Genomic DNA, 25,213 nt, shown 5'->3' with positions numbered 1-25,213 from the left:
TAATTTTAGCATTGAAATGAATCTCAATTCAGAGCTAATCAGAAGAATTCAGGTTTAAATTGGAAATAGGCCTGATAATGGCCTCTTTTTATTTTAATGGATCGGAATGTAATTGAATTGTGAAATCTATTGAAAACTAGTTACGAGCAGATTTTTACTCGTGGAAATGTCTTTTGATTTGGATAAAGCTTGTAAGTTTTGTGGGAGTAATAGCTTAGGCACTTTTGAGGCGACTGAGCGAATGTTTGGCATGGGAGGCTCTTTCCATTATTCAGAATGTTTGGATTGTAAATCAATTCAATTGGATGAAATCCCTCAAAATCTCGGGGATTATTATTCGAGCTCAGGATACTATTCGTTCTTGCCCTTGGTGCAATCAGGATTTGCTAGAAGACTGTTTAAGCAGATTCGGATGAATCTGTTGAAAACAACGAAGGCTAAAGTCTTTGAGCCTGGAATTTATGCGCACTGGCTAAAGAAAATTAATCCACCTTTCGATGCGAAAATCGCTGATGTAGGCTGTGGCAACGGTCAGTTGCTCTATGAAATGTATGCTTCAGGATATACTGATTTACATGGCTTCGATCCGTTTTTAGAGCATGACAAGAAAATCAATTCCCATTTACATCTCTGGAAGAAGCAATTAGAGGAGAGTAGCAATTCCTTTGATCTGATCATGATGCATCATGCATTTGAGCATATGGAAAGCCCAATGGAAGCTCTTCAGGCTTGTTTTGACAAATTGAATCCTGGCGGAAAGTTGCTGATTAGAACACCTGTGACTGATGCGGCAATTTGGAAAGAAAAGCGGCAATTTTGGGTGCAGCTAGATGCGCCTAGACATTTGATTATTCCATCCGTAGCAGGGTTTGACATACTTTCCAAAACGCTGGGTTTTAATCTTGAGGAAGTCCTTTTTGACGCTACGGGATTTCAATTCTGGGGGACAGGATTATATGAGCAAGGATTTACTCTGGATCACAAGCTAATGAACGAGCGGTATTCTCAGCAAGAATTGGCTGTATTCGAAAAAAAAGCCCTCCAATATAATAAGGAGGGCAAAGGAGATCAGGTTTGTTTTTTTCTTACTAAGCCAGATTAGACTTTAAATAAAGCTTCAAAGAATCCCATGGTTTCATTTTTCTTTTTGAAGATGAGCATAGGAAGTACATTATTTACTAGCACTAATTTCTCTGCAACACTCCCTAGAAGAATTGCTGCGGATTTGGTTTTGCCTCGGGAGCCAAGTAAGATCATATCCGCACCGAGTTTTTCTGCTTCTTCCAGCAAGGCTTTGCCCTGACCTTCACCATCATTCAGAACAAAATGACATTCTAATTCCTTGTGATTATGCTTCTGGATAAAACGTTTGAAATCTTCCTGCGCATTTTCCTTCATGATTTCAGCAAATTCCTCATAGGTTTTTCCAGTCTTTGAATATCCATGAGGGACTTCGTAGAGGTGGACCGGCATGAGTTCTGCGCCGAGTTCTTCAGAGATTCTTTCGCCAAAATCATAGATCAAATCTGTATGATCTGAGAAATCCGAAGGGATCATAATTTTTTTAGGTAATCCAGGAGGTCTCCTTTCCTGCAAAAGCAATACGGAGCACGGAGCTTTTTTTGCCACTCCTTTGGCCAGAGAACCACTGCCTTGGAGTTCTTCTTTTCTCCCCATTATGATGAGATCCACATCCTTGATTTTAGCCCAGCGGATAAGCGTATCTAAGGGATGGGCACCTTCTTCAGCGAAGACTTCTATTTCCATACTGTCTGGAAAATCAAATTCCTCGAGTTTGGATTGAATTAAAGCCTCGATAGATTCGTCTCCTGGCGCCAATAATTCAGGGTGGTTTTTCAAAATTTCATCCGGCACGGCCAAATTTTTGGCTACATGCACAAAGTAGCATTTATCTATCCCTAGGAAATTCAGGTATACAATCGTCTTTTTGATCAGGATATCGTCCATTTCTGTCAGATCAAGACCAATCATGGCCTTATAAAAATGCTTCATAGTTGTTTGGTGTTTATTCCCCTTAATTTAAAACTTTGATCCAGTTAATCGAATAGTTTTTCTGTTTTTACGTGATGAAATCCTTTTCAAGGTAATTTAGCGGGATGAAAAAGATGAGATATTTGACGTAAGGCTGCAGACTTAACTAGTTGAATGACTCTCCCGAACCAAGTGTAGATGCGGAAGGTAGGTTAGGAACTGAAAATATGTCCTACCAAAGATAATTATAAGTATATGAAAGTGATGCAGAAGTATTTTTTGGCGATTGTTCCTGAAGGTGAGTTTCAGGAAAAAGTGACTACCCTGAAATTGGAAATTAGGGATAGGTTTCAAGCTAAATTTGCCCTTAAGTCTCCTGCTCATGTCACATTGAAAATGCCATTTATCTATAATGAGGCAAAGGAGGATCAGCTCATTGGACAGTTGAGGAAGTTTGGGAGTAGTTATGGGCCTGCTAGTTTGTCAATAAAAGGAGTGAAAACTTTCGGGGAGCGAGTAATCTACCTCGGGGTTGATGCACCTAAGGAGTTTTATGATTTCCAAAGCGCTTTAAAAAGTTTTTGTAAAAGGAAGCTTAACCTCGTAGATGAGTTAAGTGACCGAAATTATCAGCCGCATATGACCATCGCTTTTAAAGATGTTAAGAAAACTGAATTTCAGAATATTCTTAAATACGCGAAGGAAGTTGATATTTATCAAGAATTAAAGGAAAATCAGATCTCAGTGCTAAAACGGGTAAAGGGTGAATGGAAAGTGTACAAAAAAATTGATTTAGGATTAATTTGATCTGAATTATAGGCTTTAATAAAGATTTTTACAGAAAATTACATTTTATTCAAAATTTGCTAAAAAAAATATTACATCGGTTTTTAATGATATAACGAAATATTATACTTTTTGTATATTTGCTTATACAATTTCCTAGCAATCGAATTTTACTGTTTTCATATGAAACTAATCGATTAAAGGAATATTATTTGGTAAAATATCATAAAATATAGTTAGGTTGATAATTGTACTTTTATAAAGTTAGGTTAAGCAGGTAGGTAAAAGATATTTTTTTAGATTAGCTCCTCTTTTTTTGGAAGGAATTATGATTTTTTTGAAATAATAATCTGATAAATTCAATAACTGACTGTTTTAAGAGGTGCTTTTTATTAAAATATAAAATTTACGATATAATCTATTTTAGAGGCTTGACTACGTGTTAGTTGTGCTCTTTTTCAATTCAAACTTTCGGTTAATATTCGCGTCAAAATATAACTAAACGTAAATGTTCAACCTATGAAGAAAGTTTTATTAACCTGTGCTTTCGCGTTGCTGTCCTTGGTGACAGTTTTGGCGCAAAGCAAGACCATCACCGGTAGGGTTACTTCGGCCGAAGAGCCAGAGGGCGTACCAGGTGCAAGTGTAGTCGTAAAAGGTACCGCGCAAGGGGTGATAACCGATTTGGATGGAAGTTATTCTTTGCAAGTTCCTGCAGATGCTTCTGTTCTTGTGTACAGTTTTGTTGGCTATTTGACCAAAGAAATGTCTATAGGTTCAAATTCCATTATCAATGTGGTACTTGACATTGATGTAAAAACACTTAATGAAGTAGTGGTAGTCGGATACGGCACTCAAGAAAGAAGAGAAATCACTGGTTCGGTAGCTTCAATTGACGCTTCAGCTATTGAGAATTTGGTGTCTCCTTCTTTTGAGACTCAGCTTGCAGGTAGAGCACCAGGTGTGCAAGTAACTACTCCAAGTGGTATCTTGGGTTCTGCTCCAATCATCCGAATCCGTGGCGTGAACTCACTTACTTCAAGTGCAAGCCCGCTTTTCGTTATTGATGGAGTTCCTATGGTGAATTCTGACAGATCTGCTGTTAACGCTTCAAACCCTATGGCAAATATCAACCCTTCTGACATTGCTTCATTTGAAGTATTGAAAGATGGTTCTGCATCTGCTATCTATGGTTCTAGAGCTGCAAATGGTGTCATCTTGATCACAACCAAAAGAGGAGCAACTGGGAAAGCTAAGGTGAATTACAGCACTACTATGGGCTTCAATGAGGCTGTAGATACGTTTGATCTCCTTACTGGTGATGAGTGGGTTACTATTGCAAATGAAAAAAGAACAAATGCAGGTCAATCTGAACTTGCTGCGCCAGGCGTGAATACAGATTGGCAAGATCTTGTTTTCAGAAAAGGATTTACTCAGCAGCAGAACCTATCGATTAGCGGTGGATCTGAAGCTACGAAATACTTCTTCTCTTTAGGATATACTGATCAGGAATCTCCGATAAGACCAAATGAATTAAGCAGGTATTCTTTCAGAGGCAATATTGATCACAATATCTCTAAAGCTGTACGAGTGGGAACTTCTATGTCCTATTCTTATACTGAGATTTTTGGCCTAAATAATGGTTCAAATTCACTTTCAGGAGCGATTTACAATGCTACCCGTGCTTTGCCAAACGTACCAATCTATGATGCAGAGAATACAACATTTGATGGATTTAACGTAACCGCGAACGGTGCAACGACGGGATTTGGAGCTAACGCTGCTGGACCAGATAACAACATTCCAAACATTGGTTTTGTGATCCAAAACAACATCTATAGAAGCCGTACGCACCGTATGATAGGAAACGCCTACGGTGAAGTAGATATTATCAATGGATTGACTGCAAGAACACAAATTGGTGTTGATTTGACAATGGCAGACGATTTCCAGTCTCTTGATGCTAGACATGGTGACGGTAGAAGCTCAAATGGTAGCGTCTATATGGCTACTAACCCAGCTTTCCAGTGGAACTGGCAAAATACGTTGAACTATCAGACCGTTTTTGCTGATGACCATAACTTAAACGTAACTGCTGGTTTGGAATATCAGTTTGCTAAATATTATGGCTTTAGTGGTCAGGGTACAGATATCTCAGATGACTATTTCAGAAGAAATAACTTGATTACGGGTTCTTACAATAATCAATTTTCAGGTGGTAGCTACACAGAAAGAGGATATGATTCTTACTTCGGTAGATTCAACTATTCTTACAAGGGTAAGTATTTGGCTTCCTTCACTGTTAGAAACGACGGAATCTCTGATTTGGCAGTAGAAAATCAAAGAGGAACATTCTTCGGTGGTTCTGTGGGATGGAGACTTTCTGATGAAGCCTTCTTTAATTCTGACCTGATCTCTGATTTGAAATTGAGAGCTTCTTATGCTGAAGTAGGAAATACAGGTATAGATTCATTTGCTGCTTATGGAGGATATAGCCCAGTTCTAGGTGGTGCAGGTGCAGGTATCGGCTACAATAGAATTGCTAACGCTGACCTTCAGTGGGAAACTTCCAAAAAACTAAACTTCGGTTTGGATATGACCATAGGGAGAGTAACATTCTCCGCAGATTACTTCAAAAACAACATTGACGGTATGATCCTAGCTGCACCGACAGCACCTTCTTTGGGTGTTCCTGGTAACAGCATCAATCAGAACGTAGGTCAGATGGAGAACTCTGGTTTTGAATTGAGAGTATTCTCTAATGTAATCAATAGAGGTAAATTCTCTTGGGATACTGATTTCAACATCACATTTATCAAAAATGAGGTTACTAACTTGATTAGCCCGTTAACAGGTACTTATAATAAGACTGAAGTTGGAAATCCAGTAGCCCAGCTATATGGAGTAATGTGGGCAGGTGTTAACCCTGCAAATGGTAACCCAATGTATTATTCTGGCGAAAACATCGTACAATACAACTTGGTACCAGGTGCACTTGGCTTTAAACAATACAATGCAGCTGATCCTTCAAATGTATCTACCGCAGCTTCTGGACCTACTCAAGAATACTTGGGAAATACACTTCCTAAGTGGCAAGGAGGCTGGTCTAACAATTTCAAATTCGGAAACTTCGATGCTGAGATTTTTACTAGATTCTCTGGTGGAAACTACATTATGAACGAATCTCTCAGAGGTTTGCTAGGTCAAGGTTTCTCTAATAACCAAGCAAGTATCCTAAACAGATGGACAGAAAGCGGTCAAGTAACAGACATTCCTAAGCTTTACTCAGGTCAGGATCAAAACATGTGGCAAAACTCTGTGTCTAACTCTAGATTCGTAGAGAAAGGTGATTATGTGAAAATCCAGAATATCGTTCTTGGATACACTGTGCCTACTTCTGCATTGGAGTCCGCATTTAATGGAGCGATTACAAATGTGAGAATATTTGGACAGGTTCAGAATCCATTCACATTTACTAGCTATTCAGGCTTGGATCCAGAAGCAAACTCTTACTCTGGTCAGCTAAGCTTCGGTGTAGATTGGAATGTCGCTCCGATCATTCGTACCTATACACTCGGCATAAACGTAGGTTTCTAATCACTCCAACCGAAAAATTATCATGAAAAAATTCGCAATAAAAAATATAAAATTAGCATTGGTTGGTGCGGCCCTTTTAGGCTTTACTAGTGCTTGTGATGTGACTGAATTGGTCCCAGCTAACCTAATTCCAGATTCTGAGGCATTTACTACAGGAGCTAGAATTGAGTCAGCAATCCTAGGGGTATATGAATCTGCACAAAGAGGGTTTTACGCTGGCGCTGTTCAACGTGGTTATCCTTTCGGAGCTGCTAATGTGGAGCAAGGTGATATGAGAGGCGAGGATATGTACAACGATCAGGCTTTCTACGAAATCACTTATAACAACTCATACAGCCCTAGTTCTGCAAACAATGTGGGTATGTGGATCTCTCTTTATAGAATGATCAACAGACTTAACATCATTTTGGAAAATTTAGATATTGCTGTTGAAAATGGTGTATTATCGTCTGAAGATGGTTCTGCCTACAAGGGTGAAATGTTGTTCTTGAGAGCTTTAGCTCACCATGAATTGCTTATACACTTTGCAAGGCCTTATTCTGACGATCCATCATCTCCAGGAATTCCTTACAGAATTTTTGGTATCGATGACGTTACTAAAGTTCCTGCTGGAGAAGCTGTACCTAGAGGAACAGTAGGAGAAGATTATACACAACTTCTTCAAGATCTTGATGCTGCGGAAGGTTTCTTACCAGAAGGTAATGCTTTCAGAGCCAACAAAGGTGCTGCGATTGCTCTGAAATCCAGAATCAAATTGCATATGAAAGATTGGGCAGGAGTATTGGCCGAGTACAACAAATTAACTTCTAAATATGCTGTTACAGCTAATCCAGCTACTCCTTTCAGAGGTGGTACTAGTTCTGATAACATCTTCTCTTTCGTAAACTCTGCAGAAGCTAATCCTGGAGTAAATGGTGCCCTTCCATCTATGTATGGAAACCCTGATCTAGGAGCTAGAGGCTTAGTGAAAATAAGCCCGATTATCTGGAGATCTGATTTCTGGAGTCCAGAAGATACTCGTCGTACGTTATTGACAACAAGCAGTGCAACAGGTATTTTCACAGATAAGTATCAAGATGCGACTACTTACACAGATCCTAACATAATTTTGAGATTTGCTGAGGTAGTACTTAATGCGGCTGAAGCTAATGCTAGAACTGGCAAAATGACAGAGGCGGTTACTTTATTGAACTCAGTGAGAAGTCGTGCTTTACCTGCATCTGTTCCCGCATATACAGTGGGAGGCTTGGGAGAAGGTTTACTTGATGCAATATTCAATGAGAGAAGAATTGAGTTTCTTGCCGAAGGTAGAAGATGGTCAGATATTCACAGATTGTCTGGAGAAGGTTTGATGTCTGGTATCCCACTTAAGGCTACTTCTAGATCAATTACAAAAATCAGCTTCTATGAGGGTGGTACTATTCCGATGGATCACTCTTTAGAGTATAGCAGCCACTTATTTGTTTGGCCAATTCCATTGGATGAATTAAATACAAATATTTCGGCCCCAATCGATCAGAATCCTGGTTATTAATTTTAGTTTTAAATATTATTAAAGTCCGGCCTTAGGGTCGGACTTTTTTTTGCTGTATGGATTATACGGTTCTTTGCAAGTAGCATGTGTTGAGATACATGGACTCGGCAAAGTCGGGTACCGCTTTTTCTCCCCTCCGTTAAAATTAATTTCTCCTGACACTTAGCTTGCCGAGGTGCTTAAAGAATATAAATTGGTTAGGCAGGATTCCGAGTAGTCTTAGTGCTTTAAAAACACGTGCTAATTGACCTAACTCCTAGAAATTAAGTTAGACAGCTTGATGTGCTAAATGCGCATGATTAGCGCATTACCAGTATTCCTCTATTTGTTTTTCAAATGGCTTTCACTCTGAATGCCAAGCAGACTAACTACTGCAACCCCTTAAAATTGGATATTGCCACACCTTAACAGCTAGCAGTTGCTACTATTAGTAAAAGCGCCGACGATATTTGGCTATTTATCAACAATCTGTGGGCATATTGGAGTAGTCTTGATATGCTTGCATGGGAGCGTACTTTAGATTCAATGTGTTTTGAATTACTGAGAACAGAAAAGCTCGCTCGAAGTGTTTTTCTAAGGTGGAAGTAAAAAAGTACAGTAATTAGATTTAAGCTGAAAAAAAAATAGCCGAGTCACCCCGGCTATTTATCTGTGTTTAATTAGAGGATTTAGTATCCTGGATTTTGGTCTGCGTTAGTCAAGGCGGAGTTATTATCCAATTCTGAAGTTGGTATTGGAAGGAGGTCATAGCGGGAAGACCAATTTGTGATAGGTTCATTCGCTAAGAATCCAAGTCTTCTCCATCTACGGATATCACGGTTTCTCACCTGCTCGCCAGGCATTTCTACCTGACGCTCATGTTGAATAGCAATTCTGGTTTGCTCCTTAGTTCCAGTAGGATAAGCAGCTGTAGGGTATTCAGGCATCATCACTGAAGCTCTGTTTCTCGTTCTGTTCAGGTAAGGCAAGGCTGCAGCTGGTCCAGAAGTTTCGTTTTCTACCTCAGCCATCATCAATAATACATCGGCATATCGGATTGATCGGAAATTGATCCCAGATTGCGAATTTTCATTGTCTCTTCTGTAGATCATCTGATATTTTCTCCAGCTTGGCTTAGAGTTATCTCCTTGAACTGTTGTAGCATCTATGACGCTATTCCCACTATTAAATGTGTCACCTAGGCGATAGAAGTTGTAACTCATTCTTGGATCTTCTTTAGGAGCAGTTTCGAATGCGACTACTAGATTTGCTCCTGGAATAATGTTTCTCCAGGCATTTGGACCATATTCCTGGCCACGGAAAGTAACCTCAGCGATGTCTCCTCCATCTCCATTCCAAGCACCTGCATTTCCGAAGTCTTCCGAGAATTGGATTTCCCAAATGGACTCGCTATTATTTTCATTTTCTACTTCGAAGTTATCCAAGTATCTATCTACCAACGAATATTTACCAGAATTGATTATCTCTGTCAAATAAGGCTTTGCACCTGCAAAATCACCTTTAAAAAGCAACAGCTTGGCCAGTAATGCTTGAGCAGCTCCTTTTGTTGCTCTCCCTACATCTGCACCTGAATATTCACCTTTCAATGGAAGTTTGGAAATAGCTTCCGTCAAGTCAGCTTGTGCTTGGTTAAACGCTTCATCCTGTGTCGACCTTGGTAGCCCATCAGGAGAAGTTGCACTTGAAGTCATCAATGGAACACCTCCCCATAAAGTCGATAATTCGTAAAATGCTAAACCTCTGAGGAAATAAGCTTCGCCGATTACGCGACTTCTGAGCTCTTCCGTGATGTTGTCTGTAGCCTTATCAGCATTCTCCAATACTAAGTTCGTTCTATGGATTATTCGATACCAGCCTCTCCAATTCGCTTCTACGAGAGGGTTTGATGCATCAAATACATGATTTAAAACTTGGGCACGTGCACCTTCTAGTTGTGCTCCTCCACTACCTGCATCATCAGATAGTAAGTCTTGAAGGAAGAAATACTCCCTGTTATATAAATTATTGGCTTGAAGACCTGCATAGGCTGAGTTTACAGCAGCCACTAATTGCGGGCCTGTTTTATAGAATGTCTCTGCCCCTAGTTGATTGGGATTTACAGGACTTAATATATCTTCATCACAGGCTACTAAGCCCACTGACATTATAATTGCCAATAGTGTGGATCTTGTTTTCATGATTTTTCTAGTTAATGATTAAAAGGATACTTGAATACCACCTAGGAATGTTCTTGCCGCAGGGAATTGACCATAGTCAATACCGGTACCCAACGAAGAATTTATTCCAGTTCTTGCCCCGATTTCAGGGTCATATCCAGAATAGTCTGTTATAGTTAATAAATTCTGAGCGGAGAAGTAAACACGCACCTTTGATACTGTTCCTTTACTCCAAGAATCTAAAACCGTTTTAGGAATACTATATCCTAAAGAGATGTTTTTCAATCTCAGATAGGATCCATCTTCTATGAACCTTGAGCTTGCCCTAGCATTTCTATTTGGATCACTATTGACAGCACGTGGTACGTCAGTGTTTGTATTAGAAGGAGTCCATCGATCCAATACTGCACTACTTGCGCCAAATAATCTGGTCATTCCCTCAGTATGATATCTCAGGTTGCTAAAGATCTCATTACCTGAAACACCCTGCCAAAACATCGTGAAATCAAAGTTTTTATAGGAAGCATTTGCATTCAAACCATAGGTAAAATCTGGGAGATAATGTCCTAGGTTTGTGCGATCACCTGCATCGATCACTCCGTCATTATTTATATCTCTGAATCGAATATCACCGGCACTCGTATGCACAGCGGGGTTGTAAGTACTTAGATCATCAGGTAAATTTTGTTTTGGAGCAGTCTGTGCTTCTTCATTAGTCTGGAATATGCCGTCTGCAATCCATCCATAGAAATAAGCTATTGGCTGGCCTTCTTCAGTAAGTGTCATTGCATCACCATTGAAACTCGGGCCAAATATAGTATTACCAGAACCTAAAGAGGTAAGCTCATTGTTGATGAATCCTATGTTACCGTTTATTCCCAATTGGAAATCGCCGGATCTAAGTTCATATCCTGCGGTAATTTCAATACCATTATTTTTCACAGAACCAACATTTGCTACCGGAGCTCCATCATAACCTAAAGATGGAGGAATTGGGACACCAAGAAGCATGTCTTCAGTGGTGTTTTCAAACCATTCAAAGGAGAAGGTGAACTGGTCGTTCCAAAGACCTAGATCAAAGCCTATATTTTTCATGATTGTGGTCTCCCACTGCACATTAGCATTGGCAAGTGCTGAAATAGTACTGCCAGATTCTAGAGAGCCGTTGAAGTTGTAAAACATGTTTGAGTTTATCGTTCCTTGATAAACATAATCTCCAATATTATTATTTCCAGTCTCACCATAGCTACCACGGATCTTCAGATCACTAATGGCGGATATTCCCTTCATAAAATTCTCTTGACTCACTCTCCATCCCGCAGAAACAGATGGGAAAACCCCCCACTTATTATTTGGGCCAAATCTAGAGCCTCCATCGCGTCTGATACTTGCGCTGATCAAATACTTTTGATTGTAATCATAGTTAGCTCTACCTATGTAAGAAATCAAAGCGTATTCTGTCCTGTTGGACGAGGTCGTTTGGTTTTCTATACCTTGCAATTCTCGTACGTCATTGGTCAAAGCATTCTGGCCGTTTCCTGACAGTCCAGAAGAAGTGGAAGTCTGCTTTTCAATTACACCTAACAGATCAAAATGATGTTTTCCAAGATCTTTAGAATAGGTTAATTGGTTGCTGAATAGCGGGGACACATACGTGGATCTATTTTGGGAAATAGAAGCAAATGTTGCGATTTGGAAATCTCCAGCATTAAAGGATGGTGAATATTGGTAATTGTTACCTATTCCCACATCCATCCCTAGTAGGAATTTGTAATCTAGGCCATCAATAATATTCACGTTGATGTAGGCAGATCCTAACATCTTAAAGTTCTGGTCGTTATTCCTACGTAGTGTAGCATTCAGTACTGGATTTTCAGGATCCGAACCATCTACTCTGTCAGTTGCTCTGAATCCTCCCAAACGGGATGCATCTCTGATAGGGATATATGGAACAGATTTTACGATGTGCTCCAGCTGGCTTCTTCCCCCGGAGAAAGGTTCGTTATTCCGATTGGAATATGCAACGGTAAAAGTTTCGCCTATTTTGATACGTTTATTTACCTTGAACTCCGTATTTGAACGTACAGAATAACGCTCGAAATCCGTTCCTCTCATGATTCCTTCTTGATTGAAATAACCTACAGAGAAGTTGTAAAGCACATTTTCTGTACCTCCAGCTACGCTAACATTATAATTCTGAATAGGGGCAGTGCGGAACATTTCATCCTGATAATCAATATCATTATTTGCAAACTCTCCTAAATTTCCAAATCTTTCTGGGAGAGGTGAATTGGCATTTTGCAAAAGATCTGTACCAAAAGCAATGTATTGATCTGTGTTCAGCAGGTCTAGGGTTTTCCAAGCACTCTGTGAGCCGTAATAGGCGTCAAAGCTTACTAGAGGCTTTCCTGCTTTTCCTTTTTTGGTAGTGACTAAGACAACTCCGTTCGCTCCTCTTGACCCATATATCGCAGCAGTAGATGCGTCTTTAAGTATTTCTATGGATTCTATATCAGCTGGGTTGATTTCATTTAGGCCTCCAGCTGGCATACCGTCAATCACGTATAATGGATCATTGTTTCCTACAGTACCGATTCCTCGGATCCTAACTTGAGGATTAGTACCAGGAGATCCGGTATTTGTCACCGCTACACCCGCGGCTCTACCTTGAAGCGCTGAAGAAAGACTGGCTACTGGTAGCGCAGTGATTTCTTCAGATCCAACTGACGAAATAGCTCCTGTCACCTTCGCTCGCTCTTGGGTACCATAGCCTACCACGACTACTTCTGTGAGCTGAGAGAGATCTTCTTCTAAGGTTACGCTTAATTGGTTTGAATTTCCTACTGTTACCTCTTTGGATACGAATCCAATGAATGAAAAGACCAGAACGGATTCATTGGAAGGAACAGAAAGACTAAATTCTCCGTCAATGTCTGAGGCAGTTCCTACTGTTGTGCCTTTGACTAGAACGTTGACACCCGGCATTGTTTGGCCATCCGGTGATTTGATTATGCCAGTAACGGTTCTCGACTGGGCATTTGCCTGTGCTGCGATTAACACTAGCATGAGCATGCTGAACACTATACATGGCAGGTTTAGCCATGGCGGAAGTGTTCGCGATTTTGGGTAAATCGTTTTTTTCATAACAATAAATTTGTGGTCAGATCCTTTTAATCTGCCAGGTTTGAGATGGGTATTGTAATTGTGTTTTTATGACACGAGTAACAATGTAATAATTTAATTATGATCTTCCCTAATATTTTGGTTAAATAATTTTTTGAGGTATAATTGATGGAGGAAGTGGTTTATTTTCATTAAGTGGAAGCTTTTTTAAGGTCTTTGCAGAATTTTAGTGATTTTTAAATTTAAAATTGCCTTCATGGTCCAAGCGATAACTTCTATTTCATCTATTTTTGATAGGGAATCAATTTTAGGTTAAAATCTCAACCCTTTTAATTGTCCGACCTAATCCAACCAAAATCTACCTATAGTGATAAAATCTAGTTTTCATAAGTACATACCCGTCTATTCAATAGTTGTATTTTTATTCGCTTGCAACAAGCCAGCTGATAACACGCTCTTTCAAAAGTTAGATTCCTCAGATACAGGAATTGATTTTGCTAATCAGCTTACAGAATCTGACACTTTTAATATTGTAGATTTCGACTACATATATAATGGTTCTGGGGTAGGAATAGCCGACTTAAATGGAGATGGTTTGCCTGAACTATTCTTTGGTGGAAATCAGATAAGTTCTAGACTTTATCTCAACTCAGGTGATTTTAAGTTTAAAGATGTCACGGAAAAATCTCAGATATCTACACAATCTTGGATAGAGGGAGTGACATTTACAGACATCAACGGAGATGGACGATTGGATATTTACCTTTCTGTTTCTAATCGAAATGAGTCAGTAAATCCAAACCTGCTATTTGTTAATCAGGGAAATGATGAAAATGGGATTCCCTTATTTGAAGAGAAAGCAGCCGAATATGGATTGAATGCAGTAGGGTATTTTACTCAAGCCGCTTTTTTTGATTTTGACAAGGATGGAGATTTGGATTGCTATCTACTGGCAAACGCTCTTGAAAGCTTCCAACGGAATATCAGCCGACCTAGAATTACTGATGGTTCAGGCAAAAGCAATGATTTCTTATTAAGAAATGATGGGGAAGGACAATTTGTAGCTGTGACTAATGAAGCAGGAATAACCTATGAAGGTTATGGACTAGGACTTACCATAACGGATGTCAATCAAGATGGCTGGCCCGACATTTATGTGGCAAATGATTTTCTTACCAACGATGTTCTCTACATCAATCAGCAAGACGGAACTTTTCAAAATGAAATCCAAGAGCGAATTGATCACCAAAGCTTCAATGCCATGGGCGTCGATGCGGGAGACATCAATGGAGATGGCTGGCCTGATTTGGTGGTAGTAGACATGTTTCCTCCGGACAATCTAAGGCAGAAAACCATGTTTTCGCCCACCGAAAATTACAACTTGTATCAGGCAAATCTATCTAAAGGATATGAGCCTCAATACGTTCGGAATACGCTTCAATTAAACAGAGGTGATGGAACCTTTGCGGAAATTGGTGAATTGGCTGGAATATCCCAGACGGACTGGAGTTGGTCGCCATTGTATGCGGATTTTGATATGGACGGGATGCAGGATTTGATCATTTCCAATGGCTATGGGAAAGATATTACCGATATGGATTATATCAATTACACCAATAATCTTGGTCCATTCATGACACCAGAGGATAAGAAAAAGTTGCGCATGGACGGCCTAAATTTACTTAAGGAAGTCAAGCTCAATAATTATGCTTTCAGAAATACCGGTAACCTGACTTTTGAAGATGTTTCTGGTAGTTGGGGGATCGATGGGTTGGGCATTTCTAATGGTATGGCATTTGGGGATTTGGATGGAGATGGAGATTTGGATTTGGTCACCAATAATCTAAATGATATAGCAGGAGTTTTCCGGAACAATAAACTTGAAAATGCATCTAAAGATACCACGGTAAACTGGTTGAAAATTAAACTTCAAGGTAGTCCTCCAAATCCGCTGGCGATCGGGGCTGAAGTAAGAGGTTACCTAAATGAGAATGGAAGTGTACGAATCCTAAGCAAAACAATGCATCCTTCGAAAGGCTATAAATCTGCCATGTTTGGAGACGTGATTTTTGGTCTAGGAAACCATAAATCTATTGATTCTCTCGTGGTCATCTGGCCAGATGGCACGCATTCAAAAATGGGAAATACCGTAAGTAATCAAAACTTAACACTGTCCCAAGAGTCTTCGGGAGCTGAATTTTTTGCGAGTGCAAATGTTGAAAACTCAACTTATGAAGAAGTATCAGCAGCCTTAGGGATTAATTATGTGGCTAGTGCCGTATCCTACAATGATTTCAACAGGCAAGGGTTGTTACCCATAAAGCATAGCAGTCTGGGGCCTGGGATTGCCGTGGGAGATGTAGATGGTGATGGACTGGATGATTTCTATTTGTCTGGATCTGTTGGACACCCTGGACGTATTTTTACTCAGAAAAGGAGCGGGGACTTTATTTCTGTGGAGTTAGAAGGTTCAGGGATCTCAGATGAAATGGGATCATTACTATTTGACGCAGATGGCGATGATGACTTGGATCTGTATGTGGTCTCAGGTGGCAGCAGGTATGATGCGGAAAATGAACTTTATCAGGATGTACTCTATATTAATACTGGGGGAGGGAATTTTCAGGGGGATTCTTTGCGTCTTCCAAAGCTTTTAAGCTCCGGATCCGTAGTAACTGCTGCAGATTTTGATCAGGACGGTGATTTGGATTTGTTTATAGGAGGGAGAGTCAAGCCTGGAAGATACCCAGAGTCGCCAAAGTCTTTTCTGCTTGAAAATAGAGCAGGTATTTTTGTGGATGTGACTGTGGAATTTGCCGCTGGATTAAGTGAGGTAGGGATGGTCAGTGCAGCGCTTTGGACAGATTATAACCAAGACGGTAGCTTGGATTTACTAGTCTCTGGCGAATGGATGCCGGTTACAGTCTTCTTGCAGACAAATGAAGGAGGTAAAAGGAACTTTACAGCTGAGGTGGTTGGATCGGAATCATGGAAATCAGATGGCTGGTGGAATAGCATTTACCCAATGACTTTTGAGGATGGTGAAATGCCGAATTATTCTTTGGGAAACGTGGGAGAAAATTCAAGATATCGAGCTTTGCAAAAAAAGCCATTGGAGATCCATTTTGCAGATTTTGACAAAAACGGAAGTGTGGATCCTGTCATTTTCCAATACTTCGGAGATACAATTTACCCTCTTGCCAGTAGAAATCAGCTGGTCGGACAAGTGCCAAAATGGAAGAATAAATTTTTAATATACCGTGAATTTGCATATGTCGGAAAAGACCAGTTTTTTTCTCCTGAAGAAAAAGATATGGCACTTACTCTTCAAGCGCATGAGTTCCGGTCTGGCGTGTTGAGAAATCTTGGGGACTCTGTTCATTTTAATGGATTCCCTCAGCAGGCGCAGTTTTCGCGCATTTTTGGAATGCTAGAGATTCCTGAAGGTATTTTTGCTGTTGGAAATTTTCATGGAAATGAAACGGTCACCGGAAGAAATGATGCCGGGCGCGGCGCTTTGATCAAAGCTAAAAATGAGCTGTACCAAAGCTTTGAATTTGGAAGAGAGCTAGGGCTGGAAGTCCCTGGAGAAAGCAGGGCAGTGGCTAAACTGATGGGTGCCGACGGTAGAGAAATTGTTTTGGTCAGTAGATACAATCAGTCTTTGTTGGCTTTCCGATCATCTATTCAGAGCTCAAAAGTTATTCAGCCAGCAAAGGATGATCAATTTCTTTTGATTTATAGAAATGGTAAGCCGACTATGAAAAGAGAGCTTTTCTATGGTTCAGGATATTTGAGTCAGTCTACTAGGAAGCTGACTTCAGAAGCTGGGGTGGATTCAGTCGTATCAGTAAATTATAAAGGAATGCGTAGAAGGATTGATTTTAATTAGTTGTCTAATTTGCCAGTTTCAGAACCTTTTCCTAGAATTATGCTTTTTGGACTTTTGGTTTTGAAGTAAACCTGTATGACATTCTTTTGATCTGAAAAATCTTCGGTTAGTAAACTGTTTTTTATTGTTATTGAAGTGGGTTCTTTCACCTTCTCGGATTCTAAATAGAACCATGCAGCATCATCTTCTATTTCATAGCCAAGGAAATTTATTTCAACTGATTTATCGTCTATCCAGATTTCATTTTGCGCCCGTAAGTATGATTCGATTTGTTTGTTTAGTTTTTCCTTATTGGCTGGATTTAAAAAATCAATGGATTCATCGTGGTATCCACTCAGGGCAATCTCCAAGTCATCCCAGAAGATCTTTTGCGAAATCTCTAATTGCTCTGTCTCAGTATTCCATTTTATTTCCGTCAAACTGATGTGGAAGGGATGTGCAAATACCAGCCATCCCAAGCTGATCATGTATAAGTAAAACTGTTGCATTTGGTGTTCTGTTGCCTGTCTTTTCTGGGAATAATCCAGTATTATTGCGCAATCTACTTCTTTAGAGGTATTTCACCCATTCTATGAATTCATTTGAGTTATATTTTCGTTTAGGTCTTCAGCATATCCTTGATATTAATGGGTATGACCATATCCTTTTCGTATTGGCACTGTGTGCAGTCTTTATCCCTAGAGATTGGCGCAAAGTCGTGATTTTAGTTACCGCTTTTACCATAGGGCATTCCATCACGTTGGCACTCGCCACATTTAGATTGATCAACGTAAATTCTGAACTCATTGAGTTTTTGATCCCGGTGACGATAGCTATTACAGCATTTATTACAATTCTCAATCCAAAACCTGCATCCGGCAAAGGACTATCTATTAATTATTTCTTTGCGCTGTTCTTCGGGCTCATTCATGGTCTTGGGTTTTCTATCTATCTCCGAAGTCTTTTGGGTAAGGAGGCAAGCATTTGGCAGCCCTTACTAGCATTTAACCTAGGCTTGGAATTGGGACAGCTGGTAATCGTTGGCATATTTCTATTGGCTACCTCCATACTCGTGGGGATAGCGGGAGTGAGCCGTAAAGAATGGACTTTAGTCGTGGCATCTATGGTATTTGGTGTGGCTTTAATGCTGATGCTGGAAACGAAGTTTTGGTAGAGGAAAGTTGAATGCTAGGTGTGGAGTGACAGATTAGTGAAAAGAGATTATGAGATTGAAGATTGATATAAAATGAATTGATATGAGAAAATTACTTGCACTTACAGCGCTTGCAATCACGGGGATTTTCCCTGCGTTTGCGCAGCAATCAGAATAGAATCATGCAGAGCGATTTGAGCAGCTCGGCACCATGCTTCGCTCACCAAATGTCTATCGCACTGCATCAGGCGCTCCAGGGCACATGTATTGGCAGCAGCAGGCAAATTATGTGATCAATGTGGAGCTCGATGATGAAAATCAATCCATTAAAGGATCAGAAAAGGTCACTTACATCAATAATTCTCCTGATCAATTGACCTACCTCTGGGTGCAGCTGGAAGAAAACCAGCGAGGTCCAGATTCTGATTCTCCAAAAGCAGCCGAAAGCTCAATCAATAATAGAATGACACTGCGTTCGCTCGAAAGTATAATTTGGGCAAATGATGATTTTGGTTACAAGGTGTTGGAAGTAAAAGATGCCAAAGGGAATCCTCTTCCAGTCACTGTCAATAAAACCATGATGCGGATTGATTTACCTACTCCATTGAAAGCTGGTGATAGCTTTACTTTCGGAGTAGAATGGACTTTCAACATTACCAATAGAGTGGGATACATTTCCGGTCGTCCAGGTTATGAGTATTTTGAAGGTGATGACAACTACTTGTACACCATGGCTGAGTGGTTCCCAAGAATGGCTGTTTACTCTGATTTCGAAGGATGGCAAAATAAGCAATTCATGGGTTCTGGTGAGTTTGCTTTGGTATTTGGAAATTATGAAGTAAACATCACCGTGCCTGCTGATCACATGGTTGGAGCAACTGGTGAGTTGCAAAATGCAAGTCAGGTACTTTCATCTACTGAGCTAAATAGATGGAATACTGCGAAGAAAACATACGATAATCCTGTCGTGATCCGTACCCAGGAGGAAGCGACAGAATTGGAGAAAAATAAGTCCACTGAGAAAAAGACCTGGAAGTTCAAGGCAGAGAACGTCCGTGACTTTGCCTGGACTTCTTCGCGGAAGTTCATCTGGGACGCGATGGCTGTAAAGCAGGGCGGAAAAGACGTAATGGCAATGTCTTATTATGCTAAGGAGGCCAATCCGCTCTATGGACAATTTTCTACCAGAGTAGTGGCTCATACAATCAAATCCTATTCTGCCCATACGTTTGACTATCCATACCCAACGGCTATCTCAGTAGAAGCTGCCAACGGGATGGAATATCCGATGATTTGCTTTAACTATGGACGACCTGATCCTGACGGAACTTACTCTGAAGCGGTTAAAAACGGAATGATCGGCGTGATCATTCATGAAGTAGGACACAACTTCTTTCCAATGATTGTGAACTCTGACGAGCGTCAGTGGACTTGGATGGATGAGGGATTGAACACCTTTATGCAGTTCATGGCGGAGCAGGAATGGGATAGAAACTTCCCTTCTCGTCGTGGTCCAGCGCACAAAATTGTGCCTTACATGAAAAGCAGTGTAAATACCCTTGAGCCGATCATGACGAACTCTGAGAATATCATTCAGTTTGGGCCAAATGCATATGCAAAACCGGCTACTGCGTTGAATATACTTCGTGAGACAGTAATGGGCCGCGAGTTATTTGATTATGCATTCAAAGAGTACGCCCGCAGATGGATGTTTAAGCATCCTACTCCGGAGGATTTGTTCCGTACGATGGAAGATGCTTCTGCAGTTGATCTGGATTGGTTCTGGAGAGGTTGGTTCTATGGGACTGAGCCTGTGGACATAGCTATCGAGAATGTAGCTTTATACAAAATGGAAAATCGGACTCCAGCAGAAAGAAAGGCAGCTATGAAAGCTGAAGCAGACCGTGAGGAGGATTACGTTTCCAAGGAGTTCAACAGAACTGATGTGAAAGAAACGGTGATCGAAGCAAATCCTGCAACTCGTGATTTCTACACTACATATGATCCTTTCACCGTAACTCCAGAAGATGAGGAAAGCTATACTAAGTTTATGGCTAGTCTTTCTCCAAAAGAAAAAGAGCTGATGGAAAGTGATTTGAATTTCTATGAAATAACCTTCAAAAACGTGGGTGGCTTGGTGATGCCTATCATTTTGGAATTCCAATATGCTGATGGAACATCTGAAATAGATCGAATTCCTGTGGAGATTTGGAGAAAGAATGAAACTGAAGTGACGAAAGTATTTGTGAAAGAGAAAGAGGTAACTCAGATCATCTTAGATCCAAAAAGAGAAACTGCCGATATCGATGAGTCCAGCAACTACTGGCCACCTCAGTATCAGCCAAGCAGATTTGAATTGTTCAAAGGTTCTGGAGCTGCTAGAGGAACATCTACTGGTAGCAATCCAATGAAAGAAGCTCAAAACAATAAGTAAGGAAGAAGCCGGCGAGAGTCGGCTTTTCTTTTTTAACCACAGGAGTACACGGTACTTTCTAAAACCCCGAGTCTCCTACTTCTCCAGAAGCCGGATTTGGTAGCTTGAATTGGTGTGTTTAATACTTATGAATTACCATTCGTGTGTTCTGAAGGGTGGTGCGAAAAATCAATCATCCTGTTCTAATTTACCAACGGTTTTCATGCATATCTTAGAAACTGTATTTTAGTCGCTGAGATAAGCTCTATATTGAACAATTAAACCTAAACAAACCTAAAATGAAAGTAAGAAACCTGATCCCTCTTGGCTTTATCGCCTTGTGTTTTCTCGTGAGTACAAACCTTTTTGCCCAAAAAAGAGATTTCTACGAACTGAGAACCTACCACATCGAGAATGCTGAGCAAGAGGCTATGCTAGATGAATATCTTGCAAAGGCATTTATTCCAGCTGCACACAAGCATGGCATTGCCAAAGTTGGCGTATTCAAACCTATAGCTTCTCAACCAAATGCTGGTAAAGCAGTCTATTTGTTTGTTCCATTTAAATCCATGGATGAGTACTTGGCGTTGGAAGGGAAATTGGAAAAAGATCAAACCTATCAGACAGCTGGTAGTGCATACATCAATGCTGCTTATGACAAGCCTCCATATAAGAGAATTGAAACATCCATACTTCAGGCGATGACTGGTCAGCCTAAATTCACCGAGTCTGAATTGACTAATGCTAAAAAGGATAGAGTTTACGAATTGAGAAGCTATGAAGGGCCAACTGAAAGACTTTACAAGCAAAAAGTGAAAATGTTTAACTCTGGTGAGATGGATATTTTCAGCAGAATAAATTGCAGTCCAATTTTCTACGCTGAAACCATAGCGGGTGCAAACATGCCTAACTTGGTGTACATGACAACCCATGAAAATATGGAAATTAGAAATGAACATTGGAAAGTATTTGGAGCAGATCCGGCTTGGGCTGCTATGAAAGATTTGCCAGAATATGCCAATACGGTATCTCGAAATGATACAAAGCTGCTTTATCCAACTGAATATTCAGATTTGTAAGAGATCTCCCGCCAAGGCGCTACGGTGCAAAGATATATTGATTGCTGTTGGCCTGCTTCTTCACAAGCTGGACTTCAGCTAGACCTTTCAGGTTTTGAAAACCTGGAAGGTTTTTTTTTCACCCATTCACGGTTCTTGCAATCCCCTCGAAAATCTTCACTCCAGTCTCTATCAACTCATCTGGGAAATCATAGGTAGGTTCATGGAGTTGAGGACAATTTTCTCCTGATCCCAATCCAAATAAATAGGAAGGACAGCTTTGGCTGAAAAGCCCAAAATCCTCCGACCAGCGGAAGGGATCTGGTTTTTTTATTATATTAAAATCTAACTGCCTCATCGCATTTTCAGCAATCTCAGCGGCTTGAGGGTTATTTTTAGAGACAGCGAAAGATTCTACCAAACTGAATTCTACACCGAGCTTTTCTAACTTCGCGATTCCCATAGCTTCGGCTTTTACTCTAGCGATCAAATCCTCCAAATCACCTTGATCGAAGGCTCGGATAGTGACGCTCAAACTTGCTTTTCCTGCGCTGGTGCCAAAAGCCAAGCTTCCAATCTCAGCATGGATAACGGTCACCAAAGCAAAATTTTTGAGTGTAGAGGGTAGTGCCGGAAGAGTTTTAATCAGATGTGCAATTGCCTGAGAAGGATTGATTCCCGCTTCTGGATGAGCGGCATGGGAGGTTTTGCCAGTTAAAGTAATAGTCAAACCTGTACTTCCAGCAGCAAAAGTACCTTTTCGGGTCACAATTTGATGAAGTGGGAATCCTGGTAAATTATGTAGTGCAAAAGCATAATCTGGTTTGATTTGCTTGTATTGCGGATCATCCAAAATCCTTCTGGCACCTTCGCCGGTTTCCTCCGCTGGCTGGAAAAGCAAAACCACTTCGCCATAATCAGGTCTTTTGTTCGCTAGTTTTTCACCAAGCCCGCAGATAATCGTCATGTGACCATCGTGACCGCAAAGATGTGCGTTCCCTGCAGTCAGGCTTTTATAGCTTGGATCTCCTGTTTCCTGAATTGGCAATGCATCCAGTTCAGCTCTGAATAAAATTCGCTTACCAGGATTTTTTCCTTTAAAAATAAAAGCTAGCCCAGTTCCCCCTAAATTTTGAATGGTTTGATCTGGTTGTAGGTTTGCAAAAAAAGCTAAAATCTTCTCCGCTGTGGCAGATTCTTCACCGGCAATTTCTGGCGTTTGATGTAAAAGCTGGCGAAGATTTAAAAGTTCTGTAAGGGGCATTTTTATTAATTATTTTCGGAAGGTAAGTTTCTACAGCTCAGTTGGAATCATTTTTGACGAAAAAAATGAGGCTTCGATCTGGAACTATTCAAGATCGCTGGCTATTTTAGGATATCATTTCAACCCTTAATCTAACTTTTATGAGCGAAGCACAAATTCAAAACTACAACGAGCAAATCCAAGCTTTGGAATCACAAATCACCGGTGACATGTTTGCAGACATGGAGATTCGTGACAAAATCCATAACCTGAAGATGGAACGTGACGGTGTGAAGCCGACCGATTCAAGCATCGATTGCGTAGGCTGCGGCAGTTAATTAACTGACTTTGGCTAGATACTTTATTATATATAAGCCTTTCGGGGTTTTATGTCAATTTTCTGGAGAGGGGCAGACACTTGCCTCTCTTTTTGATTTTCCGAAGGAGGTGTACCCTGTCGGCAGACTGGACAAAGACTCTGAGGGTCTTCTAATTATTACGGATGACAAATCCCTAAACCATCATTTGCTTAACCCTCGCTTTGGACACCAGCGAACTTACTACGCACAGGTGGAAGGATCTCCTGAGCCGGAAGCATTGAAAGGATTGATGCAGGGAGTAGTGATCAACGTGGATGGGAGAGATTACAAGACTAAACCTGCGATAGCCAAGGTTTTGGATCCAATTCCTTCACTTCCTGATCGTGATCCTCCTATTCGTTACCGAGCTTCCATTCCAGATACTTGGGTTTCCTTGACTTTGATCGAGGGCAAAAACCGTCAGGTGCGTAAAATGACTGCGGCGATTGGTCACCCCACGCTGAGATTAGTGCGCTGGTCAATGGAGAAACTCACCATCCAGGGGTTCAAAGTTGGTGAAGTGCAGGAGATCGACGAAACTACGATTTACCATAAGTTGGGGCTGACCGGGTTTAAGAAGACGGAGGGGAATAAATTAAGGAGGTAGGTCCTTTCCCGCTCAAAACCTTCGAGGTTTTGTAAACCTCAAAGGTTATCTATGGTTGCGTCGCCGCGAGAAATACCTTCTTAAAAAATCATAAAATCCCTTTAATCGTAAGGCATTACCGCTTCTAAGATTTAAGATTGTCCTTTGGGACAAAAACCTCTATTTTAGTCTCCGATTAAAAAGCACTCAAAGATTCAGATTCCATGCATCAGGAAAAAATAGCAGACGTAATACAGGAAGTAAAGAAAGTAGTAGTAGGCCAGGACAGAATGGTCAACAGACTTTTGATTGGACTTTTTACCAATGGACACATTCTCTTGGAAGGTGTGCCGGGCTTGGCGAAGACCTTGACAGTAAATACACTGGCCAAAGTGCTTCATCTTGATTTCAACAGAATTCAGTTTACGCCAGATTTGCTACCGGCGGATTTGATAGGTACGATGATCTACAATCCTCAAGCAGCAAGTTTCGAAGTGAAGAAAGGACCGATCTTTTCCAATGTGATTTTGGCGGATGAGGTTAACCGTTCTCCAGCTAAGGTTCAGTCGGCGCTATTGGAAGCCATGCAGGAAAAGCAGGTGACTATCGGTGATACTACATACTTGTTGGACAGACCTTTCTTAGTACTTGCTACGCAAAACCCGGTAGATCAGGAGGGAACTTACCCACTTCCGGAAGCACAAGTGGATAGATTCATGATGAAAGTTCATATAGACTACCCAAGCAAAGCTGATGAAATGGAAGTGATGCGTAGAATGGCAAATATGTCTTTCAGCTCAGAAGTGAATGCGATACTTTCAAAAGATGAGATTTTTGACATCCGAAATCAGATCAATGCGGTAAAAATGGCTGAGCCATTAGAGCACTATATCATAGAGTTGGTTTTTGCGACTAGATTTCCGGAGCAATATGGTCTGAAGGAAGAAGCCAAGTACATTCAATTTGGAGTTTCTCCTCGTGCAAGTATCAATTTGAACCTAGCATCCAAGGCGGTTGCCTTCATGGATGGTAGAGATTATGTGTTGCCCGAAGACATCAAGGAAATAGCAGAAGATGTGCTTAATCACAGAATAATTCTCAATTATGAGGCAGAAGCTGATGGGATAAATACAAGGGATCTTGTAAAAATTCTAATGGAAAAAGTTCCTATTAACAAATCGGTAACATTGAAATAACTGCTAATTCAGCAAAAAAAGGCTTTTCGAGAGAGAAGCCTTTTTTTATGCACTTTTTGTTATTCCAATATTAAATTCTGTAATCAATATTAAAAAAAGCATAATTCGGAAAATTCTCTTGAGGTGAATAATTGAGTCAGATTTGC

16 protein-coding genes are annotated in these 25,213 nt (G+C 40.6%); 11 read left to right on the top strand and 5 right to left on the bottom strand.

Features of this window, described 5'->3' with window-relative positions; genetic code table 11:
* The first annotated feature begins 166 nt into the window (after positions 1-166).
* Positions 167-1,102 carry a class I SAM-dependent methyltransferase gene (locus AACZ87_RS20080; protein ID WP_339869857.1) on the top strand — a complete coding sequence of 312 codons (936 nt, stop codon included), beginning with the start codon at positions 167-169 and terminating at the stop codon, positions 1,100-1,102.
* Here the strand turns inward: AACZ87_RS20080 and AACZ87_RS20075 are convergent.
* Positions 1,099-2,013, bottom strand: coding sequence for a universal stress protein (locus AACZ87_RS20075; protein WP_339869856.1), 915 nt, complete (start codon positions 2,011-2,013; stop codon positions 1,099-1,101). The genes AACZ87_RS20080 and AACZ87_RS20075 overlap by 4 nt on opposite strands.
* Positions 2,014-2,256: 243 nt before the next feature.
* On the opposite strand from AACZ87_RS20075, the gene AACZ87_RS20070 reads away from it, so the two are divergent.
* The 3 genes from AACZ87_RS20070 (at position 2,257) to AACZ87_RS20060 (ending at position 7,909) form a co-directional block, all read left to right on the top strand.
* Positions 2,257-2,799, top strand: coding sequence for a 2'-5' RNA ligase family protein (locus AACZ87_RS20070; protein ID WP_339869855.1), 543 nt, complete (start codon positions 2,257-2,259; stop codon positions 2,797-2,799).
* A gap of 498 nt (positions 2,800-3,297) precedes the next feature.
* Positions 3,298-6,375, top strand: coding sequence for a TonB-dependent receptor (locus AACZ87_RS20065; protein ID WP_339869853.1), 3,078 nt, complete (start codon positions 3,298-3,300; stop codon positions 6,373-6,375).
* A gap of 22 nt (positions 6,376-6,397) precedes the next feature.
* Positions 6,398-7,909, top strand: a complete 1,512-nt coding sequence (locus AACZ87_RS20060) for a RagB/SusD family nutrient uptake outer membrane protein (protein WP_339869852.1) — start codon at positions 6,398-6,400, stop codon at positions 7,907-7,909.
* 668 nt (positions 7,910-8,577) lie between these two features.
* On the opposite strand, the gene AACZ87_RS20055 is transcribed toward AACZ87_RS20060, so the two are convergent.
* Entirely contained in the window at positions 8,578-10,086 is a 1,509-nt protein-coding gene (locus AACZ87_RS20055) for a RagB/SusD family nutrient uptake outer membrane protein (RefSeq protein WP_339869850.1), read from the bottom strand.
* A gap of 18 nt (positions 10,087-10,104) precedes the next feature.
* Positions 10,105-13,209, bottom strand: a complete 3,105-nt coding sequence (locus AACZ87_RS20050) for a TonB-dependent receptor (RefSeq protein ID WP_339869848.1) — start codon at positions 13,207-13,209, stop codon at positions 10,105-10,107.
* Positions 13,210-13,555: 346 nt separating this feature from the next.
* Here AACZ87_RS20050 and AACZ87_RS20045 point away from each other — a divergent pair, with 346 nt between their 5' ends.
* Positions 13,556-17,080, top strand: coding sequence for a VCBS repeat-containing protein (locus AACZ87_RS20045; protein ID WP_339869846.1), 3,525 nt, complete (start codon positions 13,556-13,558; stop codon positions 17,078-17,080).
* Here AACZ87_RS20045 and AACZ87_RS20040 read toward each other — a convergent pair.
* A complete protein-coding gene (locus AACZ87_RS20040; protein WP_339869844.1) occupies positions 17,077-17,568 on the bottom strand; it encodes a DUF6702 family protein in 492 nt (163 codons plus the stop codon). The genes AACZ87_RS20045 and AACZ87_RS20040 overlap by 4 nt on opposite strands.
* Positions 17,569-17,651: 83 nt before the next feature.
* On the opposite strand from AACZ87_RS20040, the gene AACZ87_RS20035 reads away from it, so the two are divergent.
* The 3 genes from AACZ87_RS20035 to AACZ87_RS20025 all read left to right on the top strand — a co-directional run bounded on the left by AACZ87_RS20035 (position 17,652) and on the right by AACZ87_RS20025 (position 21,704).
* A complete protein-coding gene (locus AACZ87_RS20035) occupies positions 17,652-18,233 on the top strand; it encodes a HupE/UreJ family protein (protein WP_339869842.1) in 582 nt (193 codons plus the stop codon).
* A gap of 190 nt (positions 18,234-18,423) precedes the next feature.
* Positions 18,424-20,646: a M1 family metallopeptidase gene (locus AACZ87_RS20030; protein ID WP_339869840.1), complete on the top strand. Its 2,223-nt coding sequence runs from the start codon at positions 18,424-18,426 to the stop codon at positions 20,644-20,646.
* A gap of 278 nt (positions 20,647-20,924) precedes the next feature.
* Positions 20,925-21,704: an NIPSNAP family protein gene (locus AACZ87_RS20025; RefSeq protein WP_339869838.1), complete on the top strand. Its 780-nt coding sequence runs from the start codon at positions 20,925-20,927 to the stop codon at positions 21,702-21,704.
* Between the two features lie 118 nt (positions 21,705-21,822).
* Here AACZ87_RS20025 and AACZ87_RS20020 read toward each other — a convergent pair whose 3' ends face one another.
* Positions 21,823-22,947: an amidohydrolase gene (locus AACZ87_RS20020; RefSeq protein ID WP_339869836.1), complete on the bottom strand. Its 1,125-nt coding sequence runs from the start codon at positions 22,945-22,947 to the stop codon at positions 21,823-21,825.
* 140 nt (positions 22,948-23,087) lie between these two features.
* Here AACZ87_RS20020 and AACZ87_RS20015 point away from each other — a divergent pair, with 140 nt between their 5' ends.
* The 3 genes from AACZ87_RS20015 to AACZ87_RS20005 all read left to right on the top strand — a co-directional run bounded on the left by AACZ87_RS20015 (position 23,088) and on the right by AACZ87_RS20005 (position 25,067).
* Complete coding sequence (locus tag AACZ87_RS20015) at positions 23,088-23,264, top strand: hypothetical protein (RefSeq protein ID WP_170124589.1); 177 nt, start codon at positions 23,088-23,090, stop codon at positions 23,262-23,264.
* A gap of 4 nt (positions 23,265-23,268) precedes the next feature.
* Positions 23,269-23,892, top strand: a complete 624-nt coding sequence (locus AACZ87_RS20010) for a pseudouridine synthase (protein WP_339869894.1) — start codon at positions 23,269-23,271, stop codon at positions 23,890-23,892.
* A gap of 203 nt (positions 23,893-24,095) precedes the next feature.
* A complete protein-coding gene (locus AACZ87_RS20005; RefSeq protein ID WP_339869835.1) occupies positions 24,096-25,067 on the top strand; it encodes a MoxR family ATPase in 972 nt (323 codons plus the stop codon).
* The last annotated feature ends 146 nt before the right edge of the window (positions 25,068-25,213 follow it).

Origin of the sequence: uncultured Algoriphagus sp. (genome assembly GCF_963974365.1) — a bacterium.
Taxonomy (GTDB): Bacteria; Bacteroidota; Bacteroidia; order Cytophagales; family Cyclobacteriaceae; genus Algoriphagus.
The sequence above is the reverse complement of the archived record's forward strand: the minus strand, read 5'-3'. Positions and strand labels throughout refer to the sequence as shown.

What these genes read in the sequence shown, in the direction of transcription:
- AACZ87_RS20065 (WP_339869853.1), top strand. Translation starts at nt 3,298, where the DNA reads ATGAAGAAAGTTTTATTAACCTGTGCTTTCGCGTTGCTGTCCTTGGTG.
- AACZ87_RS20020 (WP_339869836.1), bottom strand. Translation starts at nt 22,947, where the DNA reads ATGCCCCTTACAGAACTTTTAAATCTTCGCCAGCTTTTACATCAAACG.
- AACZ87_RS20060 (WP_339869852.1), top strand. Translation starts at nt 6,398, where the DNA reads ATGAAAAAATTCGCAATAAAAAATATAAAATTAGCATTGGTTGGTGCG.
- AACZ87_RS20040 (WP_339869844.1), bottom strand. Translation starts at nt 17,568, where the DNA reads ATGCAACAGTTTTACTTATACATGATCAGCTTGGGATGGCTGGTATTT.
- AACZ87_RS20025 (WP_339869838.1), top strand. Translation starts at nt 20,925, where the DNA reads ATGAAAGTAAGAAACCTGATCCCTCTTGGCTTTATCGCCTTGTGTTTT.
- AACZ87_RS20015 (WP_170124589.1), top strand. Translation starts at nt 23,088, where the DNA reads ATGAGCGAAGCACAAATTCAAAACTACAACGAGCAAATCCAAGCTTTG.
- AACZ87_RS20030 (WP_339869840.1), top strand. Translation starts at nt 18,424, where the DNA reads ATGCTTCGCTCACCAAATGTCTATCGCACTGCATCAGGCGCTCCAGGG.
- AACZ87_RS20005 (WP_339869835.1), top strand. Translation starts at nt 24,096, where the DNA reads ATGCATCAGGAAAAAATAGCAGACGTAATACAGGAAGTAAAGAAAGTA.
- AACZ87_RS20050 (WP_339869848.1), bottom strand. Translation starts at nt 13,209, where the DNA reads ATGAAAAAAACGATTTACCCAAAATCGCGAACACTTCCGCCATGGCTA.
- AACZ87_RS20080 (WP_339869857.1), top strand. Translation starts at nt 167, where the DNA reads ATGTCTTTTGATTTGGATAAAGCTTGTAAGTTTTGTGGGAGTAATAGC.
- AACZ87_RS20070 (WP_339869855.1), top strand. Translation starts at nt 2,257, where the DNA reads ATGCAGAAGTATTTTTTGGCGATTGTTCCTGAAGGTGAGTTTCAGGAA.
- AACZ87_RS20035 (WP_339869842.1), top strand. Translation starts at nt 17,652, where the DNA reads ATGAATTCATTTGAGTTATATTTTCGTTTAGGTCTTCAGCATATCCTT.
- AACZ87_RS20055 (WP_339869850.1), bottom strand. Translation starts at nt 10,086, where the DNA reads ATGAAAACAAGATCCACACTATTGGCAATTATAATGTCAGTGGGCTTA.
- AACZ87_RS20075 (WP_339869856.1), bottom strand. Translation starts at nt 2,013, where the DNA reads ATGAAGCATTTTTATAAGGCCATGATTGGTCTTGATCTGACAGAAATG.